The following is a 22,536-nucleotide window of genomic DNA, read 5'->3' on the forward strand; positions in this document are numbered from 1 at the left end:
ATCCGTTGTCGGTCTTTAGGCGGAATCGCTTCGCCCGTCAAGCGCATAGAGCGCAGGTTTTGAGACAAGCCGCTCAGAGTTCCAGAAACCCGCCCGACTGATGCGCCCAGAGATCGGCATATATCCCGCCACGCGCCAGCAAATCATCATGGCTGCCCTCTTCCACGATCCGCCCCTCGCGCATGACAATCACCCTGTCCATCGCCGCAATCGTCGACAGCCGGTGCGCGATCGCCAGCACGGTTTTGCCCTTCATAACGGTCTGCAACGCCGACTGGATCGAAGCCTCGACTTCACTGTCCAAAGCGCTTGTTGCCTCGTCGAGCACAAGGATCGGCGCATCTTTCAAGATCGCCCGCGCCAGCGCAATGCGCTGCCTTTGCCCGCCCGACAGCTTGACGCCGCGCTCGCCCAAATGCGCCTCATAGCCCAAGCGCCCCTGCCCGTCTTCAAGGCTTTGGATGAACGCGCCCGCCTCAGCGGCATCAACCGCGCTCAGCAACTCTTGCTCGCTGGCGTCAGGGTGCCCGTAGGTGATGTTCTCGCGTGCCGAGCGGTTGAAAAGCGCCGTCTCCTGCGTGACCATGCCAATCGCGCGTCTGAGGCTCGGCTCGCTCACATCAGAGATGTCTTGCCCGTCGATTGTCACCTTGCCAAGCTCGGGGTCATAAAGCCGCAAAAGCAGCGAGACCAGAGTTGATTTGCCGGCACCGGATGCTCCGACAATGCCGAGCTTTTCACCAGCCTTGATGCGCAGATCAATGCCCTGAACGCCGCCCGCACCGCCGCCATAAGTGAAGCTCACATCCTCAAAGCTGATCGCACCCGCGGGCACATCAAGTGCCGCCCCGCTCCCCGCCTTCAAGCGTTTTGCAGGGGCCAGAGTGCGCATGCCGTCTTCAACTTCGCCAAGATGCATATAGATGGTCATCAAGACAAAGCTGATCCAACCCGACATCTGCGCCAGCCGGATGCTCACCGCGCCGATCGCCGCAATATCACCGGCGCTCACACCGCTATCACGCCAGGCAAGCGCCGCACCGACAAGGCCCACAGGCAAGAGCCCTGCGATCAGGATCAAGCCGTAACGAAATAGCGAAGAAAGCTCGCCAAAGGCCACCGCACGCCCGCGCAACACCTCAAGCACATCAGACGTTGCGGCTTCCTCGTGGGCGTCACCGGCAAACAGCTTGACGGTTTTGATATTGGTGATCGTGTCAACAACCTGCCCCGAGACCATCGCCTGTGCCCCTGCACGATCTTTTGAGCGCAGCCGGATACGCGGCAGGAAATAGCGCAAATAGAGGCCGTAAACCACCATCCAGACAAGCATAACGCCGACCAATCGCCCATCGACCATCGCCACCAAGATGCACGAGCCGATCACCGAAGCCAGCGCGAACAGGATGGCGTTGACCATCTCGATCACAACTTCCGTCAGCGAGCGGGTGGCTTGCACCTGTTTCTGCGCCAGACGGCCTGCATAATCGTCATCAAAATACCCGACAGATTGCCCAAGCGTCCAACGGTTGAGCCGCGCGAGTATCTGTTTGAACAGGTTCGGCCCCAAGACGACCGACTGAAAAACCGCATTGAGCCCGAAGAATACAGGCCGCAGCCCGATGAGCAGCAAAGCTCCGAGCGCCAGCAATCCGATGTTGTCTGTCAGTGGTGCGCCCGTCGCGGCGACGTCAACAACGCGGCCAAGCACATACATCGACAGCACTTCTGACGCACCGGAAAGCGCCGAGACAAACCCCGCCAAAGCGATGACAGGCCAGGCACCGCGCAGGCACCAAGCCGCAAAACGCCAAAGCGTTGTTGGCGGCGCGCCGATGGCGGGTTTCTCGGCGTCGATCATCCCCGCCGCGCGGCTGGCAACTTTCGCAAAAGCCTCGGTTGTGCTCATGTGGCCTCTCCTAAAAATCCGCCCGATTGACGTGCCCAGAACTCGGCATAAAGTCCGCCGTTTGCCAGCAACTCGGTGTGGGTGCCTTCTTCGGCAATCTTCCCCGCGTCGAGCACAACAATGCGGTCCATCTCGGCGATTGTCGACAGCCTGTGCGCAATCGCGATCACGGTTTTGCCCTCCATCATGCCATATAGGGTATCCTGAATGGCGGCTTCGACCTCGCTATCAAGCGCGCTTGTCGCCTCGTCGAGCAACAGGATCGGCGCGTTTTTGAGGATCACCCGTGCCAGCGTAATGCGTTGGCGCTGCCCACCCGAAAGCTTCACGCCACGCTCGCCAACATGCGCATCCATACCGCTGCGCCCCTCGGGGTCTTGCAACTCGCCGATAAACTCGAGCGCCTCTGCCGAACCAGCCGCCGCAAGCAGTTCTTCCTCGCTGGCATCAGGCCGCCCATAACGGATGTTGTCACGCAGCGAACGGTGCAAAAGCGAGCTCTCCTGCTGCACCATGCCGATCTGCCGGCGCAGGCTGTCCTGAGTGACTTGGGTGATATCCTGACCATCAATCAGGATTTGCCCGGCTTCAGGATCATAGAAGCGCAGCAACAGCTTCACGAGCGTCGACTTGCCAGCACCAGAGCGCCCGACAAGCCCGACTTTCTCGCCAGCCTTGATGCGCAGGTCAACGCCTTCAAGCCCACCGCTGTCACGCCCGTAGCTGTGTGACAACGCTTTGATTTCGATCTCGCCTTTGGCGATCTGCAAAGGCTTGGCGCTGTCGCTATCAACCAGCGCAATCGGCTGGGCGATGGTCTCCATGCCCTCGGCAACAACCCCGAGCTGGCGGAAAAACGATGTCAGCGCCCACATGATCCAACCGGTCATTGCATTAAGCCTGAGCGTCAGCGCCGTCGCCGCCGCGACGATGCCAACAGTGGCCTCGCCCTGCATCCAGAGCCAGACAGCCCAGCCAACAACGCCGACAATCAGCAAGCCGTTGAGCGTCACCAAAGCAAGATCCATGCGGGTGAATATGCGCATCTCGACCATGAATGTCTGGCGTGCTTTCTCGATGGCTTCATGGGCGAAATCAAGCTCTTGGCCTTGGTGGGCAAACATCTTCACCGAGTGAATGTTGGTATAACTGTCAACAACCCGCCCTGTAACCAGCGAGCGCGCATCGGAGGCCTCCTTGGAGGCGGGGCCAACACGGGCGATCACCCAGCGGATCAGCAATCCGTAAGCAACGAGCCAAACCAGCAAGGGCGCGACAAGCCGCACATCAGCGCCCCACAAAAGCACAGCTGCACCGATCACATAGGCCAGCGAGAATGTCAGCGCGTCAAACACCTGAAACACTGCCTCGCCCGCGGCGGGAGGGGTTTGCATAATACGGTTGGCGATGCGGCCGGCAAAGTCGTTCTCAAACCAGCCAACCGACTGTCGCAACACATGCCCATGCGCCCGAAAGCGGATGAGCGAGCCGAAGTTCGGCAGGATCGTCTGGTTGATCAGCATCACGTCGGCAACATGCAGCGCGGGGCGGATAAACACGATAAACAGCGCCAGATAGATCAGCGCCGTGCCGTGGTCTTGCCAGACTTGCTCGGGTGTGCCTGACAGCACGTCAACGATCCAACCCATGTAGTAAATCAGGCCAATCTCGACCAGCGCGACAACGACCGACAGAATGCCCGCCGCCCAGAACACCGCCTTAAAGGGCTTGGAATACCCGAGCATAAAACGCCAAAGCGTCTGCGGCGGCACATCCTCGGCAGGGTAGGCAATGTAAGGATCAACGAGGGCTTCAAAGTAGGAAAACAGCTTTTTCATCGGGTAGAACTTTCGGAGGTGTCCGTAGGGACAGAATACAAATGTAGCGGCGGCTGCAAACAGCGGCGCATCGGGTGGCCAGCGATGCTGTTAGTCGTGCCAGATCCCGTAAAACATTTGTCCCTCCTCACATTTGCCTAAAGCCTAGCGCAGCTTTTTGGTGCTGTCACCCCCTGCGTGGCCTCTGCGTCACCCCCTGCTTCACCTCTGCGTGGCTCAATCGCAAATGCTTTGCAGCGCGCTCCAGTCGGCATCACTCAGCACCGATGTCGTTGCGCCTTGGGTTCCGGCAAAACTGCGTGCCTTATTGGCGCGCTCAAGTGAGGGCGGGTGCGAGCGCAGGTAAGCCGGCGTCTCGAGGGCTCCTGGCAACTCGCTTTCCAGCCCGAGGACGTAGTCAAAGAAAGTCGCCAGCCCCTCGCCGCTCACCTCGGCCTTCTTCAAGGCTTCAAGCGCGTAGTCGTCGGCCTTGGCTTCAGCCTCACGGGTGTAGCTGGTCTCCAGCATTTGCTCGGCCAGTACGACAGCCAAAGCCCCGCCGGAAAAGTCGCCAAATACCATCGAGATCAAACCCGCCGAGCCCGCCGCCCTTAACGCGCCTCGCGTGGCATCGCGGTTCTCGACATGGCCGATCTCATGCGCCAGAACACCGGCAACCGCGTCAGCGCTGGTGGCGTCATCAAGCAGCCCGCGCATGATCACGATCTGCCCACCGGGAGCCGCAAAAGCATTGACCATCGGATGATCAAATACCTGAATGTCGAGCTCGTACTCCATGTTCATTTCAGCAGTCAAACGCACTTCCATCTGCTTGAGCGCCGCAAGCCCGTCAGGGGCTTCGCATACCGCGACATCTCCATGGCCACGCCTGACAAACCACTTAACCTGAGCAATCACCGCGCGGCCGAACTGCACTTCGCGCTCACGCGGCATCATCCGCGCCAGCGTGTCGGCCATCGCTGGCAAGATCACAAACAGCATCAAACACACCGCGGCGATGGCAGCTGCCAGCGTTTTAACAACCCGCATACCCGTGCCACGGTGCACATCGCGCTTCTTCAGGCGCGGAGCGATCTCGCGCAACCGCGCGTTCATCGCTCCGTCACGTACCGAAAGCCGCGCCTCATGTGAGAGCGTCTCGTCCTCATGCTCGGTATAGCGGGTGAACGTCAGCCAGCCCCCGCCGGGCTGATCGGCCAGCAAGCGCAAATCTTCCAGCCGCCAATGCTGGACAGCCTTAAGGCTTTCGCCCTCGAAAGTCAGGTATCCCGTCGCTTCGTCAAGCCTGACAACAACCTTGTGTTTGGCCGCGGACAGCCCGTCAAAATAGCTGCCCGCGGCCTCTTGCATCAGAACGCGCCGCCAACGTCGAGCGCATCGGCAAAGCCTTCAGCGTCAACACCGGTTTCGGCTGCGCGCTGGCTGATCGTGTTCAATCCGTCTTTGTTGTGCACTGTCAACTCGGTGACAAAATGTGACAACATCGGCTGAACGATAAACACCAGCGACAGCGCGCTGATCATCACCAGAAACGCTATGTAGAGGATGGCTCCTAAAACACCAGCAACGATCATCAAGGCCTCAGACCCAACCGCAAAGAGGCCACCAAAAACCAGAGATCCGACGATGGCGATGCCAAAAGTGATGCCTATGATGATCAGTGAGCCAAGAAACAATATCTTGATCAGCTCACCAGTGCGCGGCGTGGCGGTAAACGTCACTTCATCGCCCAAAGTGCGGTTGGCGGCCATATAGCGCATCGCGTGGACGCGGTAATAAATCGACCCAACGATCAGCCAACCATAGCCAACAATGACCAGCACCATGCCAAGAAACACAGAGGCCTGCGCGATAACAATGCCAACAATCAAGAGCGCAATACCAATGAACACATGCAGCATTGCGGCATAGAGCTTTGTCCACTTGCCGCCTTGCTCAAACTTCGCATCGCCATACCAGCTGCGATCAGCCATGTATTTCTCCAGCTTGAAGTTGGCCAGCGGCGCCAAAAGGCCGAGGCTGACGATCGTCAACAGCGTGTAGCCACAAGCGCGCAGAGCAAAGCCCCAAGCGCCCTGCTCCATGCCAAAGCGAACACCGCGCCAGCGCGTGCGCGCCATTTTGTAGCGACGTGCGCGGTAGGCTGCATAAAAGATCAGCGGAAACAGCGCAAAAAGGTTGATGTAGATCGCCGCGATCATCATGATCACTTCGGCTTGGCTGGTTGGCTCTGCGACAAAGCTGATGCCAAAGAAGAACAGCACCATCTGGATCACCCCGAGGTAGATCGCCAGAACAACGATCGCGACAAGGAAACCAAGAAATTTCTCCATGCCGGTGCCAGTGTATTCGAACGCATCCCCGTCACCCGAAACCGAGCTCCAGATGTATTTGCGAATGCGGGTTTTGGCCCAAAAACGGTAGATGCCAAGCGTCACGAGTGTGAGCAGTGATGTCACAAACGCGAGGTTAAACAGCTCGGATCGCGTGCCGCGATACTGGCCCTGAATGTCACTTTCTGTGCTCATAAGTTCTGTCCCTCAGAATTACTTTTGTTTGGATAATAATCGCCTGATAGTTGAATGAAACGCAACGATCAATCAAACTTCATATCACGCGGGAAGCCATAGGGCGGGCGTTTGCCAACGCCTGCGCGCTTGCCAAGCCATTCGCTCATGTCGGGCTCATTGCGGGTTTTGCCGCCGCCCATAGGCCAGCTAAGCCCCTGCTCCCACGTAAATGTCGTGAGGTCAGACAACCCGCCGTCAAGCTCAAGCGCGCCTTGTTTACCGCGCGCCATGTTATACTTTTGCAAGCGCACACCCTTGCCGCGGCCCATCTCCGGCAACTCATCCAGCGGGAAGACAAGGAACTTGCCGTTCTCGCTGACAATCGCCACATGGTCGCCGCTGACAGGCTTGCAAATCACCGCAGCCGCGTCTTTGACGTTGAGCACCTGCTTGCCGGTCTTTGTCTGCGCGATCACCTCGTCTTCGGGCACAACAAAGCCGTTGCCCTCGCTTGAGGCCACGATCAGCTTGCCGCCAGCCTTGTGAATAAACAGCGAGACGATTTCTGCCTCATTGGGCAGATCAACCATCAAGCGCAGAGGCTCGCCCATGCCGCGCCCGCCGGGCAGGTTTGCCGCGCCAAGCGTATAGAAGCGCCCGTTGCTGCCCATGAGCAAGATCTTGTCGGTTGTCTCGGCGTGAAAGACAAAACGCCCCTCGTCGCCGTCTTTGAACTTCAGCTCGCGGGTGAGGTCAATATGCCCCGACATTGCTCTGATCCAGCCCATCTTCGAGCAAACAACCGTGATCGGCTCACGCTCGATCATCGCTTCAAGCGGCACATCTTCAACAACGCCCGCCTCGGCAAACAAGGTGCGACGAGCGCCGCCTTCATAATCTTTGCCAAAGGTTTTCTTGGCATCTTTGAGCTGACCAGCGATGGCCGCCCATTGCAGTTCATGGCTCTCAAGCAAGTCTTCAAGCCCGGCGCGCTCTTCCATCAACTTGTCGCGCTCGGCCACAAGCTCCATCTCTTCAAGCTTGCGCAAGCTGCGCAGACGCATGTTCAAAATCGCATCGGCCTGCGCTTCGGTCAGCCCGTCATCACCGCCCTCGGCAGGCGAGCGATAGTCGCGCTCGTCTGTGGCGCGCACAAAATCCCGCCCCCAGTCTTCACGCATGAGCGCGGCCTTGGGCTCGTCGTCATAGCGGATAATGTCGATCACCCGATCAAGGTTGAGGAAGGCAACAATAAAGCCCTCAAGCACCTCAAGCCGCGCGTCGATCTTCTCCATCCGGTGAATAGAGCGCCGTTCAAGCACCTCACGGCGGAAATCAAGAAAGGCCCGCAGCACTTCCTTCATGCTGCAAACCTTCGGCGTCACCCCGTCGATCAGCACATTCATGTTGAGGCTAAAGCGCGTCTCTAGGTCAGAGTTGCGGAACATCATGTTCATCAACACATCCGGGTCGACGTTCTTTGATTTCGGCTCCAGCACGAGGCGGATATCATCGGCGCTTTCATCGCGCACATCGCCCAAGATCGGCATCTTCTTAAGCTGGATCAGCTCGGCGATCTTCTCGATCAGCTTTGATTTTTGCACCTGATAAGGGATCTCGGTGACAACAATCTGCCACTGCCCGCGGCCCAAATCTTCCACTTCCCACTTGCAGCGCAACCGGAAACTGCCGCGCCCCGTGCGGTATGCCTGCGCAATGCTCTCGGGCGGCTCGACAATCGTGCCACCTGTCGGAAAGTCAGGGCCGGGCACAAAGTTGAGCAGCGTATCATCGCGTGCGTCCGGCACCTTGATCAGATGCAAGCAAGCATCCACCAGCTCGGCAATATTATGCGGCGGAATGTTCGTCGCCATGCCCACAGCAATACCTGTTGAGCCATTGGCCAACAGATGCGGGAAGGTCGCCGGAAGCACAGCAGGCTCGTCCAAACGCCCGTCATAGTTGGGCCGGAAATCAACCGCGTTTTCCGCGAGGCCTTCCAACATAGACTCGGCAACAACCGTCATCCGCGCTTCTGTATAGCGCGAGGCCGCCGGGTTATCGCCGTCGATGTTGCCAAAGTTGCCTTGCCCGTCAACCAGCGGGTAGCGCACGTTAAAGTCCTGCGCCAAACGCGCCATCGCATCATAAATCGCCGCGTCACCATGCGGGTGAAAGTCACCCATCGTGTCGCCGGAAATTTTTGCGGATTTGAGGAACCCACCAGTGGCGTTCAACTTCAGGCGGCTCATCGCATACAAAATACGGCGGTGAACAGGTTTCAGCCCGTCACGCGCATCGGGCAAGGCGCGGTGCATGATCGTCGAGAGCGCATAAGTCAGATACCTGTCGCCAATCGCTCGGCGCAGGGGCTCGGACACTTCCGACCCGTGGGTATCATCCTCGTCAATCAAATCACTCATGCGACTGTCTTAAGGCCTTTCCCACTGAGTTTGAATCCTAAAAATGCACATGGCGCGTGGTAAATATATCAAACGGGGAACCAGAGGCGTTCTTTCTCCCTAATTTCGGGTGCGAATCGTGTATGGTGCTGACATTAGGGTTTTCATATTCGCTTAGGGGGTTTTGCGTTATGTGGCGGTTTATCGTTGTTACTTTTGGTCTATTGGGCTTTTCGTTTTACGAGCTCAGCGGCGGCGCCGACTACGCGCCGGCTGATGGCTCGCGTCAGGCTCTGGCCGCAGAACGCCATGAAGCCGAAGCCCAGCGCCTTCTGGCAGAAGCGCAGTCAAAGCCCACAGCTCCGACACCTGCGCCGGTCATCACAGCCGCTCAAGGCGAGGCCGTGATCGTGCTCGCCTCGGTTACCCAGCAAACCGAAGCGCCGCAAAAGCCCGAAGCGACAACACCGACAACCCCTGTGGTTGACCCCGACAAGCTCGCTGATGTGACAGCCCTAAGCCAAGCCGCAACCGACATCCGTGAAGTGACAGGCAACCGCGTTAACCTGCGCAAAGGGCCGGGCACCGACTACGCCGCAGTTGGCAAGCTCACACGCGGCCAAGCCGTGCAAGTGCTGGCCGACACAGGTGATGGCTGGCTCAAGCTGCGCGTCGTTGAGACAGGCCGCATCGGCTTTATGGCCGACTTCCTGCTCACTGCTTCAAACTAAGAAATCGCACACCGCGTGACAGGCACTATTCTCATTACCGGATGCTCGTCAGGCATAGGCTATGATGCCGCTCACGGGCTTGCCGCACGCGGATGGCGTGTCTTCGCCACCTGCCGGCAAGAAGCCGATTGCGCCCGCCTGCGCGCCGAAGGCCTTGAAAGCTTCCCGCTTGATTACGCCTCGACCGAAAGCATCAACGCCGCCCTCGCCAAGGTGCTTGGCCTCACAGGCGGCACGCTTGATGCGCTCTACAACAACGGCGCATTCGCCTGCCCCGGCGCAGTTGAAGACATCCCACGCGACGCGCTCCGGCATGTGTATGAAACCAATCTCTTTGGCCTGCATGAGCTGACTTGCGCTGTCATCCCCGTCATGCGCGCGCAGGGTCACGGGCGGATCATCAACTGCTCTTCCGTGCTCGGCTTGGTGCCGATGCAGTGGCGCGGCGCTTACTCTTCAAGCAAGTTCGCCCTCGAAGGCCTTACCGACACCCTGCGGATCGAAATGCGCGATACGCCGCTGCACATCATAACACTTGAACCCGGGCCGATCACCTCCGACATCCGCAAAAACTCGATCCCGCATTTCGAGCGTTTCATTGACTGGCGCACCTCCCCGCGCCGTGCGCAATATGAGAACAACCTGCTCGAACGCCTCTATAAAGACAGCGGCCCCGATCGTTTTGAGCTTCCTGCATCTGCCGTCACCAAAAAGCTCGCCCACGCGCTTGAAAGCCCGCGCCCACGCCCGCGCTATTATGTGACGACACCAACATATCTCATGGGCTTCGCCCGCCGTATCTTGCCGACACGCGCGCTCGACTGGCTTATTTCACGCGGGTAGCCGCCTTAAGCCGGCGCTCGCGCCAGACAATGAACAAGCCGCCAAAGGCAATCAGCAAGGCCCCGGGGAAGAGATCATCCCAAGGCGCTTCTCCAAAGGCCAACCAGCCAAGCCCGAACGCCAGCGGGATGCCAAAGTAGCTGAACGGTGCAAGGTTGCTTTGTTCGGTCATGCGGTAAGCAAACACGTAGAGCAACACAGCCACGCCGCCAAACCCGCCCATAAGCGCGATCAGCGCGAGGTCGGCCCAGCTCTGCAACGGGCTGAAAGCGCCGAAAAACGGCACAAGGATCAACGACCCTAAAAGCGCTCCACTGGCGGAATAGACATTGATAAGCGGCGTCGGCACATCGCTGTCAAACAAACGCGTGCTGATCGCCGCCAAAGCATAAAACGCCGCCGCCCCCAGCGGGACGGTCGCGGACCAGCCAAACACCTCACGGCTCGGCCCGACAACCAGAATCACCCCCGCAAAACCGATCAGCACCGCCAGCCAGCGCATCATGCCGACACGCTCGCCCAGCAAAGGCCAAGCCAGCGCCGTGGTAAAGATCGCCGAGGCATAAGACAGCGTCGAAGCCGTCGCAAAGGGCATGAACGTCAGCGAGAAGTAAAACAACAACTGTGCGAGGGCGATACAGCCACCGCGCAGAAAGCCAAGCCGCCACTGCCGTATCTTCCAGGCTCGGCCAGTGGCCTTCCAGCTTTTCGCCATATGCAGCGCAATCAGTGTCGGCACCAGACCAAACACATTGCGATACACCGACAGCTCGGCCGCCGTGTAACGCCCGCCAAGCGTCTTTATCACCAGCCCCATCAGGTCAAAAAACAACAGCGCTGTCAAAAACAGCCCGATCGCCAAGACAACATTATCGCCCTTCAGGGCCATGCGCGCATCACTCATAACAAGGTGAGTAGCGGCATTCCGCCCCGCATGCCAGTTTGCTATCGCATTCCCCGCAAAAGCCCCTAAAAGTAGGGCAGCACCAGCATAGGAACCACGCCATGACAGATGATCCACTCTTTATTCTCGTAATCCTGTCTTGCGCTGCCGTGGTCATCATCCTCATGATCGGCATCGGCGGCTTTGCCAAGGGCGGTGACTTTAACCGCAAACATGCCAACAAAGTCATGCGCTGGCGTATCGGCGCTCAGTTCGTCGCTGTGTGTCTGATCCTTCTGTTCACTTGGTTGCGCTCCAAAAGCTAACCTGAAAGACTGACATTATGGTCGTGCTCAACAAAATCTACACCCGCACCGGCGACAAGGGCGAAACCGCACTGGGCAACGGCAGCCGCGTCGCCAAGCACTCGGCCCGCGTTATGGCCTACGGCACCTCCGACGAGCTCAACGCCTTCATCGGCGTCGCACGTCTTTCGGCCACGGGCGACACCGACACAGCCCTCGCGCGCATCCAGAACGATCTCTTCGATCTTGGCGCCGACATGTGCACGCCCAACCCCGATGATGACGCAAACGCCGAATATCCGCCTCTGCGCATGGTCGAAGAGCAAACCCTGCGCCTCGAAGCCGAAATCGACGCGATGACCAAAATCCTCACCCCGCTCAAAAGCTTTATCCTGCCCGGTGGCTCGGCCTTGTCGGCGCACCTGCACGTCTGTCGCACCGTCGCCCGCCGCGCCGAGCGTTTGGCAACCGAACTCGCCGAGCAGGAAGCCGTGAACATGCACGCAGTCAAATACCTCAACCGCCTGAGCGACTGGTTCTTTGTCGCCGCCCGCATGGCCAACGAGAACGGCACAACCGACGTGCTCTGGGTTCCGGGGGCAAACCGTTGAACCCTGTCATGCAAGCCATCATCGAAGACGCCTACCAAGTCTTCAACCGCGCCAAGCCAGCCGACACCGAAGTCTGCAAAGCCTGCTGCCTTGATCCAAAAATCGAAGCCGATTTCTTCAAGCCCGACATCCGCGAACTGCCGCTCTCCTACTTACAAGGCTGGTTTGAAGCCGCAGCAACCCCTGCACAAGTCTCGCTCACCTTGTCGCGCTACTTGCTCCCGCGCGTGTTTGATCTCCTCGCACAGCGCGAAGAACTCACTCTTGTCGGAACCGAAGTCGCCTTGCAGCGCTTCGCCACAGGCGACACAAGCCGCTGGACTGAAACCGAGAACGAGCTCATCGCCAGTTTCACCCGGCTCCACCTAGATGACGCAGAACAATACGACACACTCGACGAGATCCTCTGCATGTTCAGTGCCGCGGGCCACAAAGCCCAAGACCTGATAGACCAAATCTGGGCATGGCCCGACGAGGAGGTTTTCTGCCGCCTTGCGGATTGTTGGGGCCCAAGCCCCGCCGTTATCATTCCCACAGCCTTCTGGAACGGCGGCTCTGGCGAAATGCCAATCCATGCCGAGAACGCCAAGACCATCGCTGACTGGTATCGCAGCGATGCCCTCAATGCCCGCGCAAAAACCGCCTATGAAACCGCCCCCGCCGGCTCACAGCTTCGCGACGACGCCCAGACCGTCCTAACCGCAATCGCTTCAGCATAGGGCCTTCGCGCGCCCGGCTTTTTCTTTTCGCAAAAATACTCGAAACAGCCCCGCCCACACGCTCCGCAACCGCAAGAATCCGTTAACGCGGCGTCCATGTGCTATTGCGCGACGTTTTTACACTGTTATAGCGTCCCTCAACTCGCTATCAAAGCCGTGTAATAAAGGGAGTCGCCGCAAGGTGCCTCAATTAAACCCAAGAGGAGAGACCGCAAATGAAGGTGCTTGTGCCCGTCAAACGCGTGATCGACTACAACGTAAAAGTGCGCGTCAAAGCGGACGGTTCCGGTGTCGATCTTGCCAATGTTAAAATGTCGATGAACCCTTTCGACGAGATCGCAGTTGAACAAGCGATCCGTCTCAAAGAAGCGGGCAAAGCCGACGAAGTGATCGCCGTGTCTATCGGTGTGAAGCAAGCGCAAGAAACACTGCGCACCGCTCTCGCGATGGGCGCTGACCGCGCGATCCTCGTTGTGGCTGCCGACGACGTGCACCAGGACATCGAGCCGCTCGCAGTTGCCAAGATCCTCGCCAAAGTGGTTGAAGAAGAAGCCCCCGGCATCGTTCTTGCCGGTAAGCAAGCGATCGACAACGACATGAACGCCACAGGCCAGATGCTCTCGGCCCTGCTCGGCTGGTCACAAGGCACATTCGCCTCCGAGCTCGACATCGACGGCGACAAAGCCGTTGTGACGCGCGAAGTTGACGGCGGTTTGCAAACCATCAACGTCAACATGCCAACCATCATCACGGTTGACTTGCGCCTCAACGAGCCGCGCTATGCGTCACTGCCAAACATCATGAAAGCCAAGAAAAAGCCGCTGGACGAGAAAACAGCAGCCGACTACGGCGTTGATGTCACACCGCGCCTCGAAATCGTTTCAACGACCGAGCCGGAAGCCCGCAAAGCAGGCGAAATCGTAGGTTCGGTTGACGAGCTTGTCGCGAAACTCAAAGAAGCGGGGGCCGTGTAATGTCAGTTCTTCTCCTAGCCGAAGTTAACAATGGCGAACTTGCGATGGACGCAACAGCCAAGGCCGTAACTGCCGCTGCATCACTTGGTGATGTCACCGTGCTTTGCGCCGGTGCCTCAGCCGCCGCCGCTGGCGACGCCGCTGCAAAAATCAACGGTGTGAGCAAAGTGCTCGTTGCCGAAGATGCATCACTGGGTCACCGCCTCGCGGAACCAACGGCAGCCTTGATCGTGTCACTCGCAGGCGATTACGAGCACATCGTTGCCCCCGCCACGACCGACGCCAAAAACGTGATGCCCCGCGTGGCAGCTCTGCTTGACGTTATGGTTATCTCCGACGCTTCCGGCGTTGTAGATGGCAACACATTCGAGCGGCCTATCTACGCAGGCAACGCGATCCAGACTGTTAAGTCTTCGGACAGCAAAAAAGTCATCACCTTCCGCACATCAACATTTGATGCCGCGGCCGAGGGTGGTTCTGCTTCTGTTGAAACCATCGGTGCGGCGGCTGACCCAGCCCTGTCATCATGGGTTGAAGACAAAGTCGCCGCAAGCGACCGCCCAGAACTCACATCAGCTGGTGTGGTTGTGTCCGGTGGCCGCGGTGTTGGCTCGGAAGACGACTTCGCGCTGATCGAAAAGCTCGCCGACAAACTCGGCGCAGCTGTTGGCGCATCACGCGCGGCTGTCGACTCAGGCTATGCGCCAAACGACTGGCAAGTTGGCCAAACCGGCAAAGTTGTTGCCCCTGATCTCTACGTCGCCGTCGGCATCTCGGGTGCGATCCAGCACCTCGCCGGTATGAAAGACAGCAAGATCATCGTCGCAATCAACAAAGACGAGGAAGCCCCGATCTTCCAAGTCGCCGACTATGGCCTCGTTGCTGACCTGTTTGAAGCCGTTCCCGAGCTTATCGAAAAGCTCTGAAGCCAAACTGACAAAACAAAAGAAGGCCCGCTCAACCAGCGGGCCTTTTCAGTTTGGCCCCCTGCTGAGTCGTCCCCCCCCAAAAAAAGCGCCCAATTCCAATGGTAGCAATGCGGACAAAGCCGTCGTTTGCTAAGCCGTGCATTGCCAGACCGTGGGATGGTGATTTGACGGAATTTCGGGCCACTTTATGTCAGCCAAACACTCCCTCGTTCAGTTGGTTGTGCTTCCGGCAGCCAATCACCAGCCCGCGGGACGGTCTGGCGATGCACGGCGGCCTGCGGCCTTGTTTCCGTGCAGTGCAAACTTCAACGTTAGCTTTGGCTCAAAGCCGACATTCCCAAAACCAAGAGCTAGCCCTTAAGCGCCAGCGTATGTTCACGCAGCCAAGCCATAAACCCGCGCGGGTCTTTGGACAGCAGTTCCATCTGCGCGTCAGTCAGCGGTTCTCCAACAACCGGTGCTTGGTTCTTGTTACAGCTCTTCACCACTTCATGCAGCAACAAGCCCTGACGCAATGTCGCCGAAATGCGGTTGGCGATCATATACAGTCGCGAATTCGAGCCTTGATAGAAAATCGGCACAACACGCGCGCCTGAGCGGCGGATCATCTGCGCGGTGAACACGTTCCACTCGCGTTCGATCACAGGGCCAAAAGCCGTATCCGACGAGGCAACAACCCCCGATGGGAACAGCGCCACAAGCCCGCCCTCTTTAAGGTGTGCCATCGCTTTTGAGCGCATCTCGACAAACTTTTTCTGCGCGCCGTCCTCATAAGGAAACGGCACAGGAATCATATACTCGGTTGCAGCCTCATCAATGCCGGTCAGCAAAGCGCGGGTCAAAATCCGGTAGTCATTGCGAACGCGGCCAATGAGATCAGCAAAGATCATCCCGTCAACAAGCCCGTGCGGGTGGTTGGCGACAACGACAACCGGCCCCTCAACAGGAATGCGATCAAGCTGCTCCTGCGGCGTTTTGAGCTCGATGCCCATCACCTTGAGCACGGCCGGCCAAAAGGCCTGCCCCGTCGGCGTGCCCTGCTTTTCAAACTTGCGCACAAGACGCAGGATTGTCAGCTTGCCAGTCAGCCACTCGATGGTTTTGATCACCGTTGACTTGCCCGCGCCGTCAAACGAGTTGGCATAGGTCAGCGAGCGCCGGTCATATTGTTGGGCAGCTTTGCCATCTCTTGAAACAAGGGGCTGTTTTTGTGTTTGGTCTACCAAGCGTTCCTCGATCATCTGCGCACCCTTGAGGGCTTACATATCTTCCCCGAACTTATCTGCCACAAGCGCTTCAAGCGCGCCTGCAAGGGCTTCGGCGTCCGGCCCCGAAGTCTCAACGTCAATAGAGCTTCCATTGGCCGCTGCCAACATCAAAAGGCCCATAATACTGTCGCCACTGGCGCTCATTCCGTCTTTGCTGACTTCTGCCCGCGCATCAAAGCCTTCAACAACTTCAACAAGCTTCGCCGAGGCGCGCGCATGCAGGCCCTTTACGTTGATAATCTGCAGTGTTTTCTGGTGTGTCTCTGACATCGCCTGCGCCCTGCCCCTTGCTCGCTTAAGTGTTCACATTTTGGCTGTCGATATATTTACGGCCCGCATCCAGCGCCAGACGCACCGCGTCAGGCACATCCTTATGGCGTGATTTTGCCAGCTTCACCAACATTGGTAGGTTCGCCCCGTAAAGAATGCGCCGGTTTTCAGCCTTGCAAGCCATAAGCGACAGATTTGAAGGCGAGCCTCCGAACATATCGGTCACAACTACGACACCGCCGCCTTGATCTACATCACTTGCGGCCAGGCAAATCTCGCGTTCCTTAGCGTCACGGTCGCAGTCAGCCTCGATCATAACCGCACGCACGCCCTGCTGGCGGCCAACAACATGCTCAACGGCGGCAAGATATTCCTGCGCCAATCCACCATGTGCAACGATCACAATACCGATCAAGATCTACTCCCGTGCTCCGGCTCATCGGGCTTTGGCCCAACAGCGCGGCGCTCCAATTCGCGGTGTCTTATTGACACCTGCCAGTCGTGCTCTGCAAGGGCTTTCGCAAGCATTTCTGCCAAAGTGACGGAACGGTGCCTGCCGCCACTACACCCAAAGGCGAGTGAAAAGTGCGCCTTGCCCTCTTCACGGTAGGCGGGCAACAACTCAAGCGCAAGCCCGCGCACCTGCGTAAAGAAGCTCTCGTAGCGCGCGTCGTCCTTCACATAGTCTTGCACCGCAGGGTCAAGTCCGGTCATCCCGCGTAGCTCTTCCTGCCAGTGTGGGTTGCGTAAAAAGCGACAGTCCAACACCATATCGACACCGCGCGGCAAGCCCCGTTTGTAGGAAAACGACTGCACCGATAGCGCCAGCCGCGGCGTGCCTTTGTCGCCAAACCAGCCCGAAAGCTCCGCGCGCAAATCATGCGGGCTTAGCTCGGATGTGTCGATCAGAACATCGGCCCGTGTGCGCACCGAAGCCAGCAAATCAAGCTCCCGCCGCACCCCGAGCGCGGGGCTCTCATGCGGGGCAAGCGGGTGCCTGCGCCGCGTCTCCGAAAAGCGCCGGAGCAGCACATCTTCGCGGCTGTCGAGGTATAGCAACTCGGCCTGCACATCAAAGCGCCGCGCGCTCGCGTCGATCGTATCCAACAATGCAGAAGCAGAAAAGTCGCGGTTGCGCACATCCAGCCCCAGCGCCAACGGCCGCTCAAGCGGCGGCCCGTCAAGCAGGCGCTCGACAAGGCTCAGAGGCAGGTTGTCGATCGCCTCAAAGCCGAGGTCTTCCAGCACCCCGATCGCCGTGCTGCGCCCCGCGCCCGAGGGCCCCGTGACAAAGACCAGCCGTTTTGGTGTTATGCTCATCTGGCAGAGCCCCTTTGGCCTATGGCAGGCAGTTCAGCCTACCCGCTCTCCCTTAACATAGAGCATTATTGCCGCAGCGAAATAGCTGCCCTCGATCTTGTGAAGACAGGGTAGTTCGACACCCCGCAACGAGCAGGTCCGGCGCGGCGGCAAACGCTCGGCTTCAATGTGGTCCATCTCTATCACCAGAACAACGGGTGTCGGCGCGGCAGGCTCGGCGCTGAGAATACCGACAAACCGCGCCTCGATCTGCCCTTCTAGGGCCTCCGGACAATGCGCCCAAAGCTGCCCGTCACGCGACCGCAGCTCAACCCCGTCGTCAGCAACCAGCTTTGCGCCAAGCGCCAAAAGCTCAAGCGCCAAGGCCGACTTACCGCTGCCCGAAGCCCCGCGGATAAGCACACCGCGCCCCGCGATCGAAACTGTTGTTGCATGAAGCGGCGCGCTCACCAGCGCTAGACCGGAAGGCCCACAACAAAGCGCGCGCCCAGCGGCTCGGAGGTGGCATCGATGTCTGTCGGGCGGATATTCTCGGCCCAGATCACCCCGTCATGTGCCTCGACGATCTGCTTGGAAATCGCCAGACCAAGGCCGGAATTGTTGCCAAACTGCTGCTCGGGGCGCTCCGAATAGAAGCGTTTGAAAATCTTTGTCAGCGCCTCGTCAGGGATGCCCGGCCCCGTGTCTTCAACCACAACCAGCACGCGGTTTTCGCGTTGCCGCGCCCAAACCCTGATTGCGTCACCGTCTTCACAGAAAGACACCGCATTGCTGATCAGGTTGACAAAAACCTGCGCCAATCGTGCTTCAAGCCCGTCGATCATTACCGGCTGATCGGGCAAGTCACTAATGAAATCAATACCCTTAGACTTCGCATCTTCCCCAAGGAACTGACAAAGGTTGCCGATCATATTGAGCAGATCAAACGGCTCCTGCTCTTCCTTGACAAGCTCGCTGTCAAGCCGCGAGGCGTTCGAAATATCGCTGACAAGCCGGTCGAGCCGGCGCACGTCGTGATCGATCACATCAAGCAGTTTTTCACGTTGGTCGTCGCGTTTGGCAACCCGCAATGTGCCCACAGCAGAGCGCAGGCTCGCCAGCGGGTTTTTGATCTCATGCGCCACATCGGCGGCAAACTGTTCGTTGGCGTCAATCCGGTCATAGAGCGCCGAAACCATACCCCGCAACGCGCCAGACAGGCGGCCGATCTCGTCAGGACGCGCCGTCAGGTCGGGAATGCGAATGCGCCCGGGGGCAACATTGCGACTGTCTTTGTCACGGCCAAGCTCGGCGGAAGCCGCCAAATCGCTCAGCGGATTGGCGATGGTCGAGGCCAGAACCGCGCTCAAACCGATCGAAATCAGAACCCCGACCAAAAACATCTGCAACAGCCGTTCGCGCTCAAGCCTAACCAGATAATCGATCTCGCCAGACGTGGTTGCCAAAACAACGACACCAACGACGTCTTCGCCCTGCCGGACTGGTGCCGACACAGCAAAGCCGCTCATGTTGTCGACACCGCCAATTTGCGGTTTACCACCCATCGTATCGGCAACAAGTCCGCGGGCCTGATTTTCGACGCTGACGAGCGGGGCGCTATCAGTCGCGCCGCCAAACAGCCCCGACACACTTTCCCAAACCCAGCTCAAGCCATTGGTTAGAATGGTGCGTTGGCGCACATCACTTTTGCTCTCGATATCAACCGGAAGCCCGCGCCCTTTGGTCTGTGCAATGAGCGTCTCGGCGCCATCAAAGGCGAAAACTTCAAGCCCTTCGCGCAGATGCAACCCATCAAGGGACGCAGCCACGTCAACGCCGTCAGCCGTTGCCAGATTCACCGGCGCACCTTGTGGCATCTGCACTTCAAGCACATTGGCGATCAACTCGACTTCGCCAACCAATTGTTTGGCGCGTTGCACGGCCAAACCGTCACGCGATGTGTTGAGAAAGAGAATGCCCGCCAGCAACAGGCACATGGCGATCAGGTTGAAAGTGATGATTTTCCGCGCCAGAGGCGAGCGCCGCAACGCAAAAAAGCCGCGCCGCTCACGGCGGGCGCGGATCGCATCATCAACGGTGTTGTGCGGGGCGATAAAATCATCGCCCAGCAGCACATCGCCGTCTCTCTCAGGTGCTAATTTCTGCACCACATTCCTCACTGCTTTTGCCAGAAAGGGCCCGACAAGGGCTTACCCTGTTTACTCTTCGTTATACCTGTAACCGATACCGTAGAGTGTCTCAATCGCCGAGAAAGTTTCATCAACACTGCGCATCTTTTTGCGGAGGCGCTTGATGTGACTATCGATGGTGCGGTCATCAACATAGACCTGGTCGTCATAGGCGACATCCATCAGCTGATCACGGCTTTTCACAAAACCGGGGCGCTGTGCGAGCGCTTGCAACAGCAAAAACTCGGTGACTGTCAGCGACACGTCCTGGCCCTTCCAGGCAACAGCGTGGCGCAGCGGATCCATACGCAGATCACCGCGGTCGATCACTTTTGTCTCTTCGGTTTCAGGAATGACATCACCTGAAATCGCATCCTGACGGCGCAAAAGAGCGCGGATGCGTTCAACCAGCAACCGCTGCGAAAACGGCTTCTTTACATAATCGTCGGCGCCCATGCGCAGCCCGAGAACTTCATCAATCTCGTCGTCTTTCGAGGTGAGAAAGATCACCGGCATCGACGTTTTCTGACGCAGCCTTTGCAACAGGTCCATCCCGTCCATCCGAGGCATCTTGATGTCAAGCACAGCCATATCAGGAAGTTTCTTGTTAAAAGCGTCCAGCGCTTGCTGGCCGTCATGATAGGTTTCAACCTCGAAGCCCTCGGCTTCAAGACACATTGCTACTGATGTCAGAATATTTCTGTCATCGTCCACAAGGGCGATCTTGGACATCTAACTGTTCCTTATACTGCTCTCTACTGCCGGCTTTATTGCCCGCTTTTTCTTTCACCATTGCCTTTTTTTCCAACCCAATCAAGCTCAAAGCGAATCAGTCGCTCCACTGAGTCGATTTTGTCACTCAAAACCCTGCGAAATGACTAAATTACCTCACTTTTCTGGTTTCGTTCCAAAATCACCGGCCAGATACCGGCCCAATACGCCCTCAGGTTGCGATATTCTGGGCTTGATTGCGCTAACTGCGTCATTCACGTCTGTTGCGTCACAAAACCGACATGCTATGACGCCTTCAAAGAAACCGTCGCGAACCAAAATGACCGACGGACAGGCACTGCTGAGGAGCACGACACATGTCTACAGGACGGGTAAACCCCAAATTCAAGCTGGAAGATCAAGGTATCACCGGGCTTGGCACGGTTTCATATAACCTGATGGAGCCCGCGCTGATCGAGGCCGCTCTCAAACGCGACGAAGGCACGCTTGGCAACGGCGGTGCCTTTCTGGTCACCACAGGCAAGTTCACCGGTCGCTCGCCCAAAGACAAACACGTCGTAAAGACGGCCTCGGTTGCCGACACCATCTGGTGGGAGAACAACGCCGAGATGAGCCCTGAAGGCTTTGACGCACTTTACAAAGACATGCTTGAGCACATGAAGGGCCGCGACTATTTCGTTCAAGACCTGGTCGGCGGTGCAGACCCTGCCAACGCGATCAATGTGCGCATGATCACCGAGCTCGCATGGCACAGCCTGTTCATCCGCCACCTCCTGCGCCGCCCGGAGCGCACCGAGCTTGAGGGCTTCCTCGCCGACTTTACCGTCATCAACTGCCCAAGCTTCAAAGCCGACCCTGCCAAGCACGACTGCCGCAGCGAAACAGTTATCGCGATGAACTTCGACAAGAAGCTGATCCTGATTGGCAGCACAGAGTATGCTGGCGAAAACAAGAAGGCTGTGTTCTCGTTGCTCAATTACCTGCTGCCAGAAAAAGGCATCATGCCGATGCATTGCTCGGCCAACCACGCCAAGGGCAACCCTGTTGACGCCGCGATCTTCTTTGGCCTCTCCGGCACCGGCAAAACCACGCTTTCGGCTGACCCTGACCGCACGCTGATCGGCGATGACGAGCACGGCTGGTCAGACAACGGCACCTTCAACTTTGAAGGCGGCTGCTACGCCAAAACCATCAGCCTCTCGGCCACTGCCGAGCCAGAGATCTACGCGACCACGCACAAGTTCGGCACCGTGATCGAGAACATGGTCTTTGACGAAGAAACCAAAGAGCTTGACTTTGAAGACAGCTCGCTGACGCAAAACATGCGTTGCGCTTACCCGCTGCACTACATCAGCAACGCATCGGAAACCGCGACAGGCGGTCACCCGAAAAACATCATCCTGCTCACATGCGATGCTTACGGCGTTCTGCCCCCCATCGCGCGCCTCACACCGGCGCAAGCAATGTATCACTTCCTGTCTGGTTTCACCTCAAAAACACCGGGCACAGAGCGCGGCGTTGTTGAGCCAGAGCCAACATTCTCAACCTGCTTTGGCGCGCCGTTCATGCCACGCCGCCCAGAAGTTTACGGCAACCTCTTGCGCGAAAAAATCGCCAAGCACGGCGCCACATGCTGGCTGGTGAACACCGGCTGGACAGGCGGCGCATTCGGCACAGGCCAGCGCATGCCGATCAAAGCCACACGCGGCTTGCTCACAGCAGCGCTCGAAGGGTCTTTGAATGACGCCACCTTCCGCAAAGACGAAAACTTCGGCTTTGACGTGCCAGTCACGGTTGAGGGCGTTGACGCGGCTTTGCTCGACCCGCGCAGCACATGGGCCGACGCAACAGCCTATGACGCACAGGCGCAAAAGCTGGTGACAATGTTCTCGGAAAACTTCGAGCAATACCTGCCCTTCATCGACGAAGACGTGAAGGCCGCTGCCATCAGCTAACGTTTTTTAGATATTGAACAGTTAAACGGCGTCTCAAACGAGGCGCCGTTTTTTGTTGATCTCCTTGAAACCACGATGTTCCAGAAAGCCGCCTTCGACAGGCATTTGCAAACCAAATTGTGAAAGTCCGCTCTGCGGGGCGAAGCTGCTGTTCGCGTCGGAGGCCAGC

Annotated in this window: 21 protein-coding genes; 8 read left to right on the plus strand and 13 right to left on the minus strand. The window is 58.1% G+C overall.

Features of this window, described 5'->3' with window-relative positions; genetic code table 11:
- Positions 1-73: 73 nt before the first annotated feature.
- The 5 genes from KO498_RS17540 to parC all read right to left on the minus strand — a co-directional run bounded on the left by KO498_RS17540 (position 74) and on the right by parC (position 8,680).
- On the minus strand, positions 74-1,909 hold the full coding sequence (locus KO498_RS17540) for an ABC transporter ATP-binding protein (RefSeq protein ID WP_252731519.1): 1,836 nt from the start codon (positions 1,907-1,909) through the stop codon (positions 74-76).
- Complete coding sequence (locus KO498_RS17545) at positions 1,906-3,738, minus strand: ABC transporter ATP-binding protein (protein ID WP_252731552.1); 1,833 nt, start codon at positions 3,736-3,738, stop codon at positions 1,906-1,908. Before KO498_RS17545 ends, KO498_RS17540 begins: the two co-directional genes overlap by 4 nt.
- 225 nt (positions 3,739-3,963) lie before the next feature.
- Positions 3,964-5,097, minus strand: a complete 1,134-nt coding sequence (locus KO498_RS17550; RefSeq protein WP_215961211.1) for a M48 family metallopeptidase — start codon at positions 5,095-5,097, stop codon at positions 3,964-3,966.
- Positions 5,097-6,275, minus strand: a complete 1,179-nt coding sequence (locus tag KO498_RS17555) for a YjgN family protein (protein ID WP_215961212.1) — start codon at positions 6,273-6,275, stop codon at positions 5,097-5,099. The genes KO498_RS17550 and KO498_RS17555 overlap by 1 nt, the downstream gene beginning before the upstream one ends.
- A gap of 68 nt (positions 6,276-6,343) precedes the next feature.
- Positions 6,344-8,680, minus strand: coding sequence for a DNA topoisomerase IV subunit A (parC, locus tag KO498_RS17560; protein WP_215961213.1), 2,337 nt, complete (start codon positions 8,678-8,680; stop codon positions 6,344-6,346).
- Positions 8,681-8,850: 170 nt separating this feature from the next.
- On the opposite strand from parC, the gene KO498_RS17565 reads away from it, so the two are divergent.
- Positions 8,851-9,390: an SH3 domain-containing protein gene (locus tag KO498_RS17565; protein ID WP_215961214.1), complete on the plus strand. Its 540-nt coding sequence runs from the start codon at positions 8,851-8,853 to the stop codon at positions 9,388-9,390.
- A gap of 15 nt (positions 9,391-9,405) precedes the next feature.
- Positions 9,406-10,233 carry an SDR family NAD(P)-dependent oxidoreductase gene (locus tag KO498_RS17570; RefSeq protein WP_215961215.1) on the plus strand — a complete coding sequence of 276 codons (828 nt, stop codon included), beginning with the start codon at positions 9,406-9,408 and terminating at the stop codon, positions 10,231-10,233.
- Here the strand turns inward: KO498_RS17570 and KO498_RS17575 are convergent.
- Complete coding sequence (locus KO498_RS17575) at positions 10,217-11,137, minus strand: DMT family transporter (protein ID WP_252731520.1); 921 nt, start codon at positions 11,135-11,137, stop codon at positions 10,217-10,219. The genes KO498_RS17570 and KO498_RS17575 overlap by 17 nt on opposite strands.
- Positions 11,138-11,238: 101 nt before the next feature.
- Between KO498_RS17575 and KO498_RS17580 the strand changes: the two genes are divergently transcribed.
- The 5 genes from KO498_RS17580 to KO498_RS17600 all read left to right on the plus strand — a co-directional run bounded on the left by KO498_RS17580 (position 11,239) and on the right by KO498_RS17600 (position 14,651).
- Positions 11,239-11,442 (plus strand): twin transmembrane helix small protein, encoded by a 204-nt coding sequence (locus KO498_RS17580; protein ID WP_215961216.1) that lies wholly within the window; start codon positions 11,239-11,241, stop codon positions 11,440-11,442.
- A 17-nt stretch (positions 11,443-11,459) separates the two neighbouring features.
- Positions 11,460-12,032, plus strand: a complete 573-nt coding sequence (locus KO498_RS17585) for a cob(I)yrinic acid a,c-diamide adenosyltransferase (RefSeq protein WP_215961217.1) — start codon at positions 11,460-11,462, stop codon at positions 12,030-12,032.
- The gene (locus KO498_RS17590) at positions 12,029-12,751 is read left to right on the plus strand and encodes a hypothetical protein (protein WP_215961218.1); all 723 of its coding nucleotides are present in this window, start codon (positions 12,029-12,031) and stop codon (positions 12,749-12,751) included. Before KO498_RS17585 ends, KO498_RS17590 begins: the two co-directional genes overlap by 4 nt.
- Positions 12,752-12,966: 215 nt before the next feature.
- A complete protein-coding gene (locus KO498_RS17595) occupies positions 12,967-13,725 on the plus strand; it encodes an electron transfer flavoprotein subunit beta/FixA family protein (protein WP_215961219.1) in 759 nt (252 codons plus the stop codon).
- Positions 13,725-14,651 carry an electron transfer flavoprotein subunit alpha/FixB family protein gene (locus KO498_RS17600; protein WP_215961220.1) on the plus strand — a complete coding sequence of 309 codons (927 nt, stop codon included), beginning with the start codon at positions 13,725-13,727 and terminating at the stop codon, positions 14,649-14,651. The genes KO498_RS17595 and KO498_RS17600 overlap by 1 nt, the downstream gene beginning before the upstream one ends.
- Positions 14,652-15,004: 353 nt before the next feature.
- Here KO498_RS17600 and KO498_RS17605 read toward each other — a convergent pair whose 3' ends face one another.
- Genes KO498_RS17605 through KO498_RS17635 form a run of 7 tightly spaced genes read right to left on the minus strand, consistent with a single transcriptional unit; the run spans position 15,005 to position 20,412 of the window.
- Entirely contained in the window at positions 15,005-15,895 is an 891-nt protein-coding gene (locus KO498_RS17605; RefSeq protein WP_215961221.1) for a lysophospholipid acyltransferase family protein, read from the minus strand.
- A gap of 18 nt (positions 15,896-15,913) precedes the next feature.
- A complete protein-coding gene (locus KO498_RS17610; RefSeq protein WP_215961222.1) occupies positions 15,914-16,192 on the minus strand; it encodes an HPr family phosphocarrier protein in 279 nt (92 codons plus the stop codon).
- Between the two features lie 25 nt (positions 16,193-16,217).
- Complete coding sequence (locus tag KO498_RS17615) at positions 16,218-16,607, minus strand: PTS sugar transporter subunit IIA (RefSeq protein ID WP_215961223.1); 390 nt, start codon at positions 16,605-16,607, stop codon at positions 16,218-16,220.
- Positions 16,604-17,512, minus strand: coding sequence for an RNase adapter RapZ (rapZ, locus tag KO498_RS17620; RefSeq protein WP_215961224.1), 909 nt, complete (start codon positions 17,510-17,512; stop codon positions 16,604-16,606). The genes KO498_RS17615 and rapZ overlap by 4 nt, the downstream gene beginning before the upstream one ends.
- A gap of 33 nt (positions 17,513-17,545) precedes the next feature.
- Positions 17,546-17,962 (minus strand): HPr kinase/phosphorylase, encoded by a 417-nt coding sequence (locus KO498_RS17625; protein WP_354667678.1) that lies wholly within the window; start codon positions 17,960-17,962, stop codon positions 17,546-17,548.
- A 5-nt stretch (positions 17,963-17,967) separates the two neighbouring features.
- Complete coding sequence (locus tag KO498_RS17630; RefSeq protein ID WP_354667679.1) at positions 17,968-19,659, minus strand: sensor histidine kinase; 1,692 nt, start codon at positions 19,657-19,659, stop codon at positions 17,968-17,970.
- A 51-nt stretch (positions 19,660-19,710) separates the two neighbouring features.
- Positions 19,711-20,412 (minus strand): response regulator transcription factor, encoded by a 702-nt coding sequence (locus KO498_RS17635; protein WP_215961225.1) that lies wholly within the window; start codon positions 20,410-20,412, stop codon positions 19,711-19,713.
- A gap of 356 nt (positions 20,413-20,768) precedes the next feature.
- Here KO498_RS17635 and KO498_RS17640 point away from each other — a divergent pair, with 356 nt between their 5' ends.
- Positions 20,769-22,367, plus strand: a complete 1,599-nt coding sequence (locus KO498_RS17640; protein ID WP_215961226.1) for a phosphoenolpyruvate carboxykinase — start codon at positions 20,769-20,771, stop codon at positions 22,365-22,367.
- The last annotated feature ends 169 nt before the right edge of the window (positions 22,368-22,536 follow it).

This window comes from Lentibacter algarum, from assembly GCF_018860975.1.
GTDB classification, from domain to species: Bacteria; Pseudomonadota; Alphaproteobacteria; order Rhodobacterales; family Rhodobacteraceae; genus Lentibacter; species Lentibacter algarum_A.

What these genes read in the sequence shown, in the direction of transcription:
- KO498_RS17550 (WP_215961211.1), bottom strand. Translation starts at nt 5,097, where the DNA reads ATGCAAGAGGCCGCGGGCAGCTATTTTGACGGGCTGTCCGCGGCCAAA.
- rapZ (WP_215961224.1), bottom strand. Translation starts at nt 17,512, where the DNA reads ATGAGCATAACACCAAAACGGCTGGTCTTTGTCACGGGGCCCTCGGGC.
- KO498_RS17575 (WP_252731520.1), bottom strand. Translation starts at nt 11,137, where the DNA reads ATGAGTGATGCGCGCATGGCCCTGAAGGGCGATAATGTTGTCTTGGCG.
- KO498_RS17640 (WP_215961226.1), top strand. Translation starts at nt 20,769, where the DNA reads ATGTCTACAGGACGGGTAAACCCCAAATTCAAGCTGGAAGATCAAGGT.
- KO498_RS17580 (WP_215961216.1), top strand. Translation starts at nt 11,239, where the DNA reads ATGACAGATGATCCACTCTTTATTCTCGTAATCCTGTCTTGCGCTGCC.
- KO498_RS17605 (WP_215961221.1), bottom strand. Translation starts at nt 15,895, where the DNA reads ATGATCGAGGAACGCTTGGTAGACCAAACACAAAAACAGCCCCTTGTT.
- KO498_RS17610 (WP_215961222.1), bottom strand. Translation starts at nt 16,192, where the DNA reads ATGTCAGAGACACACCAGAAAACACTGCAGATTATCAACGTAAAGGGC.
- KO498_RS17565 (WP_215961214.1), top strand. Translation starts at nt 8,851, where the DNA reads ATGTGGCGGTTTATCGTTGTTACTTTTGGTCTATTGGGCTTTTCGTTT.
- KO498_RS17555 (WP_215961212.1), bottom strand. Translation starts at nt 6,275, where the DNA reads ATGAGCACAGAAAGTGACATTCAGGGCCAGTATCGCGGCACGCGATCC.
- KO498_RS17635 (WP_215961225.1), bottom strand. Translation starts at nt 20,412, where the DNA reads ATGTCCAAGATCGCCCTTGTGGACGATGACAGAAATATTCTGACATCA.
- KO498_RS17540 (WP_252731519.1), bottom strand. Translation starts at nt 1,909, where the DNA reads ATGAGCACAACCGAGGCTTTTGCGAAAGTTGCCAGCCGCGCGGCGGGG.
- KO498_RS17600 (WP_215961220.1), top strand. Translation starts at nt 13,725, where the DNA reads ATGTCAGTTCTTCTCCTAGCCGAAGTTAACAATGGCGAACTTGCGATG.
- parC (WP_215961213.1), bottom strand. Translation starts at nt 8,680, where the DNA reads ATGAGTGATTTGATTGACGAGGATGATACCCACGGGTCGGAAGTGTCC.
- KO498_RS17585 (WP_215961217.1), top strand. Translation starts at nt 11,460, where the DNA reads ATGGTCGTGCTCAACAAAATCTACACCCGCACCGGCGACAAGGGCGAA.
- KO498_RS17595 (WP_215961219.1), top strand. Translation starts at nt 12,967, where the DNA reads ATGAAGGTGCTTGTGCCCGTCAAACGCGTGATCGACTACAACGTAAAA.